At 35.4% G+C, this 11,536-nt stretch carries 14 protein-coding genes; 4 read left to right on the top strand and 10 right to left on the bottom strand.

The window, feature by feature from the left end; translation table 11 throughout:
- The 9 genes from tpx to GIY83_RS14420 all read right to left on the bottom strand — a co-directional run.
- Window positions 1-432 (bottom strand): thiol peroxidase (gene tpx, locus GIY83_RS14460; protein WP_208682049.1); only part of this gene is annotated, 432 nt, incomplete at its 3' end.
- Between the two features lie 297 nt (window positions 433-729).
- Complete coding sequence (locus GIY83_RS14455) at window positions 730-987, bottom strand: hypothetical protein (RefSeq protein ID WP_017495510.1); 258 nt, start codon at window positions 985-987, stop codon at window positions 730-732.
- Between the two features lie 85 nt (window positions 988-1,072).
- Window positions 1,073-1,381 carry a co-chaperone YbbN gene (locus tag GIY83_RS14450; RefSeq protein WP_041519142.1) on the bottom strand — a complete coding sequence of 103 codons (309 nt, stop codon included), beginning with the start codon at window positions 1,379-1,381 and terminating at the stop codon, window positions 1,073-1,075.
- Between the two features lie 243 nt (window positions 1,382-1,624).
- The gene (locus GIY83_RS14445) at window positions 1,625-2,263 is read right to left on the bottom strand and encodes a peroxiredoxin (RefSeq protein WP_065450690.1); all 639 of its coding nucleotides are present in this window, start codon (window positions 2,261-2,263) and stop codon (window positions 1,625-1,627) included.
- A gap of 138 nt (window positions 2,264-2,401) precedes the next feature.
- Complete coding sequence (locus GIY83_RS14440; protein WP_370514210.1) at window positions 2,402-4,009, bottom strand: glycoside hydrolase family 3 protein; 1,608 nt, start codon at window positions 4,007-4,009, stop codon at window positions 2,402-2,404.
- A gap of 8 nt (window positions 4,010-4,017) precedes the next feature.
- A complete protein-coding gene (locus GIY83_RS14435; protein WP_208682044.1) occupies window positions 4,018-4,467 on the bottom strand; it encodes a GNAT family N-acetyltransferase in 450 nt (149 codons plus the stop codon).
- 25 nt (window positions 4,468-4,492) lie between these two features.
- Window positions 4,493-4,834, bottom strand: coding sequence for a hypothetical protein (locus GIY83_RS14430; protein WP_208682042.1), 342 nt, complete (start codon window positions 4,832-4,834; stop codon window positions 4,493-4,495).
- A gap of 20 nt (window positions 4,835-4,854) precedes the next feature.
- Entirely contained in the window at window positions 4,855-6,123 is a 1,269-nt protein-coding gene (locus GIY83_RS14425) for an MFS transporter (protein ID WP_208682040.1), read from the bottom strand.
- The gene (locus GIY83_RS14420; RefSeq protein WP_194616348.1) at window positions 6,110-7,681 is read right to left on the bottom strand and encodes a glycoside hydrolase family 10 protein; all 1,572 of its coding nucleotides are present in this window, start codon (window positions 7,679-7,681) and stop codon (window positions 6,110-6,112) included. The genes GIY83_RS14425 and GIY83_RS14420 overlap by 14 nt, the downstream gene beginning before the upstream one ends.
- A 372-nt stretch (window positions 7,682-8,053) precedes the next feature.
- Between GIY83_RS14420 and GIY83_RS14415 the strand changes: the two genes are divergently transcribed.
- The 4 genes from GIY83_RS14415 to GIY83_RS14400 all read left to right on the top strand — a co-directional run bounded on the left by GIY83_RS14415 (window position 8,054) and on the right by GIY83_RS14400 (window position 10,457).
- Window positions 8,054-8,611 carry a LemA family protein gene (locus GIY83_RS14415; protein ID WP_194616349.1) on the top strand — a complete coding sequence of 186 codons (558 nt, stop codon included), beginning with the start codon at window positions 8,054-8,056 and terminating at the stop codon, window positions 8,609-8,611.
- The gene (locus GIY83_RS14410) at window positions 8,611-9,567 is read left to right on the top strand and encodes a DUF3137 domain-containing protein (protein ID WP_208682037.1); all 957 of its coding nucleotides are present in this window, start codon (window positions 8,611-8,613) and stop codon (window positions 9,565-9,567) included. The genes GIY83_RS14415 and GIY83_RS14410 overlap by 1 nt, the downstream gene beginning before the upstream one ends.
- 140 nt (window positions 9,568-9,707) lie before the next feature.
- Window positions 9,708-10,061: a hypothetical protein gene (locus GIY83_RS14405; RefSeq protein ID WP_208682035.1), complete on the top strand. Its 354-nt coding sequence runs from the start codon at window positions 9,708-9,710 to the stop codon at window positions 10,059-10,061.
- Between the two features lie 174 nt (window positions 10,062-10,235).
- Window positions 10,236-10,457: a hypothetical protein gene (locus GIY83_RS14400; RefSeq protein ID WP_208682034.1), complete on the top strand. Its 222-nt coding sequence runs from the start codon at window positions 10,236-10,238 to the stop codon at window positions 10,455-10,457.
- Between the two features lie 348 nt (window positions 10,458-10,805).
- Here the strand turns inward: GIY83_RS14400 and GIY83_RS14395 are convergent, their stop codons facing one another.
- Window positions 10,806-11,453 (bottom strand): mechanosensitive ion channel family protein, encoded by a 648-nt coding sequence (locus GIY83_RS14395; protein ID WP_229029110.1) that lies wholly within the window; start codon window positions 11,451-11,453, stop codon window positions 10,806-10,808.
- Window positions 11,454-11,536 lie beyond the last annotated feature (83 nt).

The following is an 11,536-nucleotide window of genomic DNA, read 5'->3' as shown; positions in this document are numbered from 1 at the left end:
AGTAATTTTTCCGTTTTCATCAACAACAATAATTGCTCTTGAGTGTAAACCCGCTAGTGGTCCGTCTAGGATTTCCAGACCGTTTGCTTTACCAAAAGTTCCTGCTTGAAAATCAGATAAGTTTACTACATTTTCAAGTCCCTCAGCTCCACAAAAACGTTTTTGAGCAAATGGCAAATCTCTTGAGATGCATAATACAGTTGTGTTTTCTAAACCGCTTGCGCTTTCGTTGAATTTTCTAACAGATGTCGCGCAAGTTCCTGTATCAACACTTGGGAAAATGTTTAAAACTAATTTTTTTCCTGCAAAGTTACTCAACGAAGCAACAGATAAATCGTTTTGTACTAATTTGAAATCAGCTAGTTGAGAACCAACTGTTGGTAATTCACCTGAAGTATGGATAGGATTTCCTCCTAATGTTATTGAAGCCATGATGTTTGTTTAAATTAATGAGGTTCAAAAGTAAGGATTAATATTTGAATCTAAAAGTATTTGTTAGCTGTTGTCATGACAATTAAGCTAGTTATAAGATAACGAATAATATGTGTATTTATGTTACAAATGTTACGATTTATCTTTATGTATCTATGAAATGCGGATCATACTGATTGGCTTTGCGAAAACACGGATAGCTCGCCCAGATGATTGTGAAAACTGAAAATAAAAAAAAACGCTCCCTTGGAATGAAAGCGTTTCTTAAGTCATGTTTTTTTAATTTGTAGTGCTCGATTATTTATCGATAGAGCCTAAAACACGTTTCATGAACGCATTTAGAGCTTCTTTTTTATCTGTGCCCTGAACTACCATTTTGTGTACTTCGAGTGCACCATACATATTGGATATTAGTTCGCCAATTACATCTAATTCTTCATCTTTTAGAGAAGGAATTTCAGTCATTGCCTCCAGAACTTCGATCGTTTCAATGATATAATCCTGATCGTTTTCTTCAATAAATTGAGTTAACTGCTTTATTACGGGTAATTTCATTTTTTCTGGATTTTTAGATTACTCGATTATTGGATTTTTAGATAAGATTCAAAAAATCTAATAGTCTAAAAATCTAATGATCTGTTTATGCAATTGCGTTTACCAAGTCGATTAAAACTTCTTGTTTGTTGGTTTGAGTTTCTCCAACTAATTTTCCGTTTACAAAAGTGGCGAATGTTGGCAGGTTGCTTACATTGGCTAATTTTCTTGATTCCGGAGAATTCTCAGCATCAACCAAAACAAAAGTGATAGCTTCATTCTCTGTTGCTAATTTTTTGAATTTTGGTTTCATAATACGACAATTTCCACACCATGAAGCTGAATATTGTACTACTACTTTTTCGTTTTTAGCAACTAAATCTGCTAATGTATCTTCGTTTAAGTCGATTAACATATCTTTTAAATTTAAATTCCAAATTTTTGTAAATTCCAAATTCCAAATTTTAGGGTTGGAGCTGAAATTTTTAAATTTGAAGGTTATTTTTTTAATGAAATTCCAGGATTATAAATTTCAAATTCCAAATCGTAAGATTGAAACTTAAAAAAATAAGGTTTGAAATGTGATTGGATTGTTGTGAGAAAAAAACTCCAAATCCTCAGGGATTTGGAATTTTAAAAAAATGTGGTATTCTATTTCTTAGTTTGCGCTTAAGTATTCAGCTGTACTGATTCTGTCTGCGCTCATTGCTTCTTTTCCAGCTTCCCAGTTTGCAGGACAAACTTCTCCTTTTTCCTGGATATGAGTATAAGCATCAACCATACGTAAGTATTCGTTTACGTTACGACCTAATGGCATATCGTTTACACTTTCGTGGAAGATTTTTCCAGTTTCGTCAATAAGGTAAGTAGCTCTGTAAGTTACGTTTGAACCTTCGATGATCACTGAGTCAGTTTCTTCGCTGTATTCTGTAGAATCAATATCTAAAATTCCTAAAATGTTAGATAAGTTACGATTTGTATCTGCCAGGATTGGGTAAGTTACACCCTCGATTCCACCATTGTTTTTTGGAGTGTTCAACCAAGCAAAGTGCACTTCGTTTGTGTCGCATGAAGCTCCAATTACGATTGTATTTCTTTTTTCAAATTCTGGTAATGCAGCTTGAAAGGCGTGTAATTCAGTTGGGCATACAAAAGTAAAATCTTTTGGGTACCAGAACAATAATACTTTTTTGTTGTTGTTTACTGCTTCTTCAAAGATGTTGATTTTTAAATTATCGCCCATCTCTGAGATAGCATCTACTGCAATACTTGGGAATTTTTTTCCTACTAAAGACATATTTTTCGTTTTAACGTTAAAAAATTTATTTCTGGTGCAAAAGTAGGTTATAAGTGCATGTTGAAGCAATAAGAAGTGATTATAAATATTTATAGATTGATAGTATTTGACTATTGAACTGGGTTTTGGTTTTGTAACTTATTGCAGGTCAATATTTACAGGTAATTTTCCATTGCAAGTTAAATTTTCAAGAAATTGAATTGCTGCATTTTTTTGGAATTCATTAAAATCCTGATAGACCTGAATTAATCCTGAAGCCTTTGTTAAATAAGGAATAATAGGCAATACATACGGATTTCCGAAAACGTAAACGATACATTTTTTACCTTGCAATAAGCTTGAAAGCAATTCTAAAACTTCGTCGTCGATTTCGAAATTGTTCATAGGTTTTGCTTTTGGAACAAATAAGGAAATAATAATGGTTTGGAAATTCTCTAAACTAGCTGCAATTGATTTGGCATCTGAAGTTTCTAAGCTTTCAAAAGCAAATTCAGGAGATTCTAATTTTGAATTTAAGGTTTGAAAAAAAGTATTCTCTACACCTTTATATAAACTCAATTTTGCTAATTGATTGTTTTTTTGTTCTTCGAAAGCTAATTGAGTATTCTGGTTATCGATAATTTTTGTGATCGAATATTGCGCAATTTCAAGATTTAATACTGATGTTTTCTCGAAATCTAATGCTCCTGAAGTAAAATTGTTATCAGAGAGGATTCCCACTTTTTCTTTGGCTTTCATGATTCTGTTAAAGCTCTCTTCGATACGCTGCGGTGAAGCATTTTTAAGGATAGCTTCAATTCCTTCGGGAACATTTTCTGCAAAACATAAAACATCATTTCCTGCGTTGAAAGCTTCCCATTCCAGTTCTCCTTTGGTCTGGTATAATTTAGAAACACTGTGCATGTTGAGCGCATCAGAAATTATCAGGCCGTCGTAACCCAATTGCTCGCGCAAAAGCGTCTCGATAATAGGTTTTGATAAGGTTGCCGATGTATTTTTTCCATCGTTTAAACTCGGAACGGCAAGATGGCCTATCATTATAGAATCGACATTATTTTGGATTCCTTTAATGAAAGGATACAATTCATTTTCTAGTAATTCTTCAAGGGTTTCATTTAAAACAGGTAGCCCCAAATGCGAATCGACATTGGTGTTTCCATGTCCTGGAAAGTGTTTCAGGCAGCCTAAAACGCCAGCTTCGGACATTCCGTTTAGATATTCTATCGAAAAATCAGCGACTTTTTCTTTGTTTTCACCAAAAGAACGATAACCAATAACAGGATTGTTGGGGTTATTGTTAATGTCTGCCAAAGGCGATAAATTATAATGAATTCCGGCAGCTTTCAGGTCTAAACCAATTTGTTTTCCAACTTCATAAACTAAATTGGATTTACTCTCAGGCAAAGCGCCAAGCGTAATGGCGTACGGATATTGCGGTGTTTTTTCGATGCGCATGGCCAATCCCCATTCGGCATCGATACTGATTAAAAGTGGAGTGGAAGCGGCTTTTTGGTAGCGAACAATCAGGTCTTTTATTTTTTGATAACTATCATCATTAAAAATGATTTTTTTCTTGCTTTCGTAATTTGTTGCAGCACTGGCACGGCTGTGAAAAAAAGTCAATCCGCCAATGTTGTGTGCTGCGATTAAACGTTCGGTTTGCTGAATGTTTTCTTCGGTATCGTTTATAAAAACTGCGGGAAAAAAGAATTGTCCCACTTTTTGTCTTAATGCTTGAGCTGTCATTTTCATTATTATAAAGTCTTTTTCATACAGACACTGTTATCCATGTTTTCATAAGGCGGATAATTTGGAATTATGGTATAATTTAGTTTTTGATATAAGTTGATGGCTTCGGGCTGGTTTTTTCCGGTTTCGAGAATAGTATAGGTGTAACCTACTTCTTTCGACCAAATTTCTAATGCTGCTAAAACTGCAGAAGCAATACCTTTTTTACGATGATCAGGATGCACATACATTCGTTTGATTTCGACGGTATCTTCTTTTTTCTCCCGAAAAGCGCCGCAACCCACAGCAATATCATTTTCGTAAAAAACGATAACATGTTTTATCGCGTCAGTTTTATTAAACTGATTGTAAAAGGCGTGATCTTCTCCGTCTCTGATCGCTAAGTCCTTGTCTAATAAGACTACCAGATTTATAAAATCGATATCGTCAGAGTTGGTTCTTTTTAAGCTGGTCATGATAAAATGCGGTAAAAATTATTCTTTATTTCAGCTTGCTTTTCTTTTGTTTGGCAAGCTGGGTTTTGGTATGCAAGGCTTTTTCGAGTCGGTTTTTGAAACGGAAGAGTTTAGGCAAACCTTCTAACCGGTCCTCGAGAGTGATTTCTTCGTAAATGATAATGGCTTTTTCTAAAACCCTGATCTCATTGTCCAGATCAAGTTGGTTTTTGTAGATTGTTGCCAGTCGGTCATAAGGATGATTTCCTTTAAAACCTTCGCTAATGTTTTCTTCGTATAACGCAATTGCTTTCTCAATTTCTCCTGCTTTTTCCAATTCAATTGCTTTCAGGTTTCGTTCAACCTGGATGTTTTCATTGATTTCCATGGGCGTTATAGGTATAGCTGTTATTGTGTTTTTTTACCGAAATCTTTTGGAAACTCTAAAAATCGGGAAAGAATTAAACCCGGTATTGTAGCCAGAAGAACCCAAATAAAGAAGTTATCATAGCCTAAATATTTCTGAATATAACCACTGAGCATTCCCGGAAGCATCATTCCTAATGCCATAAAACCAGTTGCAATTGCGTAGTGCGATGTTTTTGATTCGCCTTCAGCCACATGAATTAAATACATCATAAAAGCTGTAAAGCCAAAACCATAGCCAAATTGTTCTAAAATTACCACGGCATAAATATAATAAATGGATGTGGGATGGAAAAAAGCCAGCAGAATAAAACCAATAATAGGCAGGTGCATGGTCAGGAACATCGGAAGCATCCATTTGGTAAGACCTTGTCTGGAAATAGCGATTCCGCCTAAAATTCCGCCCAGGGTCAAAGCTCCAACGCCGAAAGTTCCGTAGATTATTCCAACAGCTTCGGTGTCTAATCCCATTCCGCCTAATTCTTTTGTGTCCAGTAAAAACGGACTGAGCATTTTAAGCAACTGAGATTCTCCTAATCTGAAAACAAGGATAAAAGCTAAAATTAATCCGATTCGTTTTTTCTTAAAAAAGCTGATAAATACAGTAGCGAAGTTTTGATTCTGATGCGCTTCTTTATTATTTGCTACAGCATTGATTTCATTTTTGGGTGTAAAAATGAAATTATAAAGTGTTATAAAAGTCATTAATAAACCAACAGCAATCATCGTGTAGGACCATGCTTTGGTGTTATCTGAGTATTTATGCTCCAGATATCCGGCAAAAAGTACAATTAGTCCGTTTCCGGCAAGTAAAGAGAGTCTGTAAAAAGTACTTCTGATACCCAGGAAAAAAGATTGTTTGTCTTCGGGTAAAACCAATAAATAAAAACCATCGCTGGCAATATCATTAGAAGCCGAAGCAAAAGCAGCCACCCAAAAAATGGCCAGAGTCATGATGAAAAAGCCACTGGAGGGAATGGTAAATCCGACCAGTAAAAAGGCGACTGAAATAAGTAGCTGCATCGATAAAAACCATTTTCTTTTGGTTCCGTGTAATTCTATAAATGGACTCCAAAGAGGTTTTATCACCCAAGGCAGGTATAATAAACTGGTATAGACACCAATATCTTCATTTGAAATTCCCAGATTTTTGTACATAATAACAGAAACTGAGATAATTACCGCATACGGTAAACCAGATGCAAAATTAAGAAGCGGAATCCAGAACCAGGGTTTATTATCTGTTTTCATTAGGCTGAGCAGGTGTATAAAGTTTAAATGTCTTTTTCAGGTCGATCGTAGTTGGGGTACTTTCGTTTGCAAAATAATCAATAAATGTTACAGCGCAAGCTTTATACTGATTCATTTTTTCGGCCGGGATAGAAAACTGGATTGTTCCTTCATTTTCATAAACCGTGATTTTGTCAATTATCTTGCTTGGATCGTTAATGTCTATTTTCGAGGTACTTTCTCCTCCGTAAAGGACCATATAACGCACCTTTGTATTGAGAGGAGCTTTTATATTAAAGGCATAATGTACACTGTCTTTTTGATATTCATTCACCACCGGAATATCAATTACGATGTGTTTTAGATTAGGAACCGGAGCAGGAAGTGCTGGATATTTATATTGGTTTTCTTCTAAGATACGAACCACATCAAAGTTTTTATCCATGAACCATTTTGAACTGAAATAAGCACTTCCGCCTACTTTTTTGAAACTTCTGGCAAAGTCAATCTGAGTTGGGATTTCGTTTACAAAGTTCCAGCTCTTGTCGCTATCACCTCTAATTTTATAGGTTGCATGACCAATATAAAGTGCGGTATTATTTGAATTTTCAGACCACCATTTCACCAGTTTTGAGTACGAAGCTCTTGGGTTATTCATACTCCAGTAGAGTTGAGGCAGGATATAATCGATCCATTTTTGGTCCATCCATAAAATAGGATCTGCATATAAATCATCGTAATTGGATGTCGATTGCGTCTCAGAACCTTTTGGATCCATCGATTTGTTGCGCCAAACCCCAAACGGGCTGATTCCGAATTGTACCCAGGGTTTGCTGGCTTTTATCGTAGTTGAAATGGTATGCACAAAGCTGCTCACATTTGCACGACGCCAGTCGGCAAGACTTAAGCCGGCTCCGTATTTTCTGTATGATGCTGAATCGTTAAAAGATTTTCCAGGAACAGTATAAGGATAAAAATAATCATCAAAATGAATCGCGTCGATATCGTATTTATCAACAACTTCTTTGACAACTTTGGTCAGATGCTCCTGAACTTCAGGCAATGCAGGGTCATAATAATATTTTCCGGCATATTCGATCATCCATTCCGGATGTTTAAAAATGTCGTGATTGCGGCTTAAAAGATTTTTATTTAGATCGAAAGTAGCACGATATGGATTTAGCCACGCATGAAATTCAAAACCTCTTTTATGCGCTTCCTCAATCATCCAGGCCAATGTATCGTAATACGGGTTGGGAGCTACACCTTCCTTACCGGTTAAAAAACGCGACCAGGGAGCAAATTCGGAAGGATAGAAAGAATCCCCAACACTTCTAATCTGAACAATTACCGCATTATAGTTGAGTTTTTTATAGGTATCTAAGATTTCAAGATAATCAGCTTTTTCTTTTTCAACGCCGTCAATGGCAGTTTTGGGCCAGTCGATGTTGACCACCGTTGCAATCCAGACACCTCTAAATTCGTTTTTAGGGTAAATTATTTTTTCCTGTGCATTAGAAATTAATCCAAAGAAAAATAAAAATAGGATAGAGAAAAGTACTTGCTGATTTTTATGCATTTCAATCTTTTTTAACAGAAACCAAAAATAGTTTTTTTAGCGGACTATAATAAATAATTAATAAATTATAATTGGAACGGTATTTATTTGGTTTTCATATAATAGGTGATGTTTTTTGTATTTTTTGTTTAGTGATAAAATAGAGAATGGGTTTAAAAACGAAAGTTTAATCATGAATTTCGCTATTTGGGTTTCAGTATTTTATGCCATAAACAGGATAAACTGCAAGCAAATCTGATGCCTAAAAGTTTTTTAAAGTCTGGCGAAGTGTTTTTTCTTGCTTTAGTAAAATTGATGTCAACGCATAAAAATAAAAAAGAATCATTTTGTTTTTTATTTATATTTGAACTCAACCAATTAAAACTAAAATTCATGTTTGTTATTTTACCTATCCTTATCCTCTTTATCTTTTTATGGATATTTTATTATAATTCCCTTATCGGAAAAAGAAATCAGGTAACGAATGCTTTTTCGGCAATTGATGTAATGCTGAAAAAACGTTTTGATTTAATTCCGAATCTTGTTGAAATCGTAAAACAATATACAGATTATGAACAAAGTACTTTAACTAAAATCGTTGAGCTTCGTGCCAAAGCAACTTCCGGTTCTGTTAGCGATACCGAAAAAGCCAGTCTTGATGCTGAATTGAGTACAACAGTAAGAGGTTTAATGGTAAATGTTGAAAATTATCCTGACTTAAAAGCAAACGCAAGCTTTACTAATTTGCAAACTACCTGGACAGAAAGCGAAGAGCAAATAGCGGCTGCCAGAAGAACTTATAATGCTGTGGTAACAGATTTTAATAATGCTATTATGATGTTTCCGGGTAATTTATTTGCCGGAATGCTTAGTTATACCCCAATTGCAGTTTTGGCAACAGCCGAAGAAGAGCGTAAAAATATCAGTGCAAAAGAGCTTTTTAATAGTTAATGGATTCAGAAATTAGTAATAATACGGCCTTTGAGGAGGTTTTGAATACATTAGAAGTCGACCGTAAAAAAATTGCCTCGACTTACACCGTTTGTTATACCGTATTTGGCATTGCAGCATTGCTTATCGTGGGCGGTTTGCTTGTAGGAGCAGCGACTGTGGCCATTATACTGAGTTTGATTCCAATAATTGTGGGTATTGTAATGCTTTTTCAGATTGATGGTGATGCAAGGAAATACAAAACAGCATATAAAACCAATGTTGTAGCAACAGCATTAAAGAAGATCAATGACAGTCTCACTTTTGTACCTCAAAGCGGACTTCCGGAATATGAATTTATAGATTCTGACCTTTTTACAAGAGAACCGGATCGCTATAAAACACAGGATTTAATAAGTGGAACGGTCGATAAAACTTCTTTCTCGTTTGCCGAAGTTCACGCCGAATATAAAACAGAAACGCAAACCAAAAATGGAACCCGTACCGAATGGCATACTATTTTTAAGGGAATTATTTTTGTAGCCGATTTTAATAAGAACTTTACAGTCTCGACGGTTGTTCGCCCAAAAAGCTTTGGAAATACGGTTAGTGCATGGTTTTCTAAAAATGTTTTTAGTTTTGGAAATACCGAAATTGTACAGTTAGAAAACACCAATTTCGACAATCAGTTTGTTACCTATTCCAGAAATCAAATAGAGGCAAGATATATCTTAACGCCCGCAATGATGGAAAGAATTTTGGACCTAAACAATAAATCCGACGAAACGATTTCGCTTTCGTTTATAAGTTCAAAAATGTATATCGCTTTCCCGTTAAGCAACAATTACTTCGAAGCGCCTATACATACGTCGCTTCTAGTGCCCGATTTACTTACCGATGATCTTTCGATTGTTCAGTTTATGCATGATATTGTTCAGGAACTGGATTTGAATACGAGGATTTGGGGGAAGTATTAAGGATTTTTCAAATCATCTTTATTTAAATTATTAAGTAGATTTTCGATTTGTTAAGCAGTTTTCTTTTTAAATAATCAGGTATAAATACGTGGTTGTTAAGGTTGGTTTATTGATAATTTTGAAAAAAAATGAACTTCTAAATGGATTTAATAAAAATTCAACAAGATATTTGTAATAAATATGAGTTTAAATTTGAATCTTGTGAAATGCATCTAAAAGTTGGAATCACTTTAGATATAAAAGAAAAAAGTAAAACAATGCCAATACACGCATTGCGACTTCCTATTGAAGGAGGTACAAATGGCTGGTATATCTGGTCAGGAGAATATTTAGAAGATGATGACTTTTTTAAACCAATGCATGCAGAGCATTTAGAAGATTATTGTCCGTTGATAATTCCTTATTTAGGCTTGCCAACAGGAACCAGACTTTTGATTGCTGAAAATGGAGATTATGTAGATGTCTGGGAAGATTTGTCTTTATTGAGTGTTTAAATTTCAAAATAATAAAACCTTCTTATGAAAAAGAGTCCTCGATGCAATCGAGCACCACAAGAAGACATAGATTTACTACTCCATATTTCGCTAATCAATTAGGATAAAATGAATATTATAATCTGATTGAAAAATATTTTTCTTAAATTAGAGAAACAATTAAATTCAAAAAACATGAATTCATCAAAAATAATAGGTATAATTCTAATTATTATTAGTCTCGGTGTGGGGTATATAAGTGTCAACAAAATAGCTGATAATACAAAAGAAATCAATTTATTAGGACTAAAAATTAATGCGTCAAACGAATCCGGTAAACAACAGGGATACCTTTATTTAGGGCTGGGCGTCATTTTACTTGTGGGCGGAATTTACACTGTCAACAAATCAAATTAAAGTGCTGTAAGTAGGGATTGTAAATGTTGAATGAGGGCATTGCTGGATAACTATTTCGTGTCAATTAATTTTACAACAAAACTTCTTGTAAAACCAATAGCCCTAACCTTGATAGAAGTGGAAATCCTTTTGTGATGGGGTTCAATACAAAAGATTACTTTGTCAGTTCGCTTTCGCTTGTGTGGAACGGATAGCAGGAAATAGCTAAAATTAAAATTCCAATTTTGCGTTTTCGGTGATGTTTGAGTTTTGTTTTCAAAAGCCTTCGACGTCGCCCAGAATGACAATCGTGTAGAGAAGAAACCTCCGTCCCTTTGCTACTTTGAACCTTCGGCCCTTAAAAAAAAACTATTTCAAGACAAATCCATTTTCTTTTAAAGCATTTAGCACTTCAGAAATAATTTTGGAGCGGTTTTCGGCTTTGTTGGTTGCGGTGGCGGTCTCTACCCAGTAGCGAATGTTGAGTTGAGCGACGCCGGCGGTGACATCGGTAATTATAGCCGAATCGTTATGATCTTTGTCGGTTACCTCGTCGTTGCGCTTTAGAACTTCTTTTACAAGTGCGATGGCCTCATTATAATTAGAACCAAATTCGAGTCCTACGGTAAAAGTCTGCAGGAGAAATCCGGCGCTGTTGTAATTGATAAGGGTGTTTTTTATTAAAAGTGCGTTGGGTATATAAATGATTTTCGAGTCGCTTTTAACTTCGGTATCGCGAAGGTTTAGGTTAATGACTTCGCCTTTTACCCCATTGCTTTCGATAATATCGCCAATAGAAAACGGTCGTTTGAAGGCGAGCAGAATTCCGGCAAGGAAATTCTCGCCAATATCCTTAAGGGCAAAACCAATCACGAAAGCCGAGATTCCGGCGCCGGCAAGCATACTTTGCGCGATTCCGTCAAGACCAATAATCTTGAACATGATCAGAACGCCAATAATAATAAGGACAGATTTTATCAGGCGCGCAATAAAAGTGGCCAAAAGTCGGTCGTGCATTCGTACCTTGAGTCGATTTCCGGCAAAAATACCTACGCGGGTGGCGATAAACCAGGAGACCAGAATTACGGCGACGGCCAGAA

The sequence above is a fragment of the Flavobacterium sp. SLB02 genome, assembly GCF_009664855.1.
Taxonomy (GTDB): Bacteria; Bacteroidota; Bacteroidia; order Flavobacteriales; family Flavobacteriaceae; genus Flavobacterium.
This window is presented reverse-complemented; position numbering and strand designations above follow the sequence as displayed.

Excerpts from the sequence above, each read along its gene's own strand:
- GIY83_RS14455 (WP_017495510.1), bottom strand. The coding sequence starts at position 987 with ATGAAATTACCCGTAATAAAGCAGTTAACTCAATTTATTGAAGAAAAC.
- GIY83_RS14450 (WP_041519142.1), bottom strand. The coding sequence starts at position 1,381 with ATGTTAATCGACTTAAACGAAGATACATTAGCAGATTTAGTTGCTAAA.
- GIY83_RS14445 (WP_065450690.1), bottom strand. The coding sequence starts at position 2,263 with ATGTCTTTAGTAGGAAAAAAATTCCCAAGTATTGCAGTAGATGCTATC.
- GIY83_RS14440 (WP_370514210.1), bottom strand. The coding sequence starts at position 4,009 with ATGACAGCTCAAGCATTAAGACAAAAAGTGGGACAATTCTTTTTTCCC.
- GIY83_RS14435 (WP_208682044.1), bottom strand. The coding sequence starts at position 4,467 with ATGACCAGCTTAAAAAGAACCAACTCTGACGATATCGATTTTATAAAT.
- GIY83_RS14430 (WP_208682042.1), bottom strand. The coding sequence starts at position 4,834 with ATGGAAATCAATGAAAACATCCAGGTTGAACGAAACCTGAAAGCAATT.
- GIY83_RS14425 (WP_208682040.1), bottom strand. The coding sequence starts at position 6,123 with ATGAAAACAGATAATAAACCCTGGTTCTGGATTCCGCTTCTTAATTTT.
- GIY83_RS14420 (WP_194616348.1), bottom strand. The coding sequence starts at position 7,681 with ATGCATAAAAATCAGCAAGTACTTTTCTCTATCCTATTTTTATTTTTC.
- GIY83_RS14415 (WP_194616349.1), top strand. The coding sequence starts at position 8,054 with ATGTTTGTTATTTTACCTATCCTTATCCTCTTTATCTTTTTATGGATA.
- GIY83_RS14410 (WP_208682037.1), top strand. The coding sequence starts at position 8,611 with ATGGATTCAGAAATTAGTAATAATACGGCCTTTGAGGAGGTTTTGAAT.
- GIY83_RS14405 (WP_208682035.1), top strand. The coding sequence starts at position 9,708 with ATGGATTTAATAAAAATTCAACAAGATATTTGTAATAAATATGAGTTT.
- GIY83_RS14400 (WP_208682034.1), top strand. The coding sequence starts at position 10,236 with ATGAATTCATCAAAAATAATAGGTATAATTCTAATTATTATTAGTCTC.
- GIY83_RS14395 (WP_229029110.1), bottom strand. The coding sequence starts at position 11,453 with ATGCACGACCGACTTTTGGCCACTTTTATTGCGCGCCTGATAAAATCT.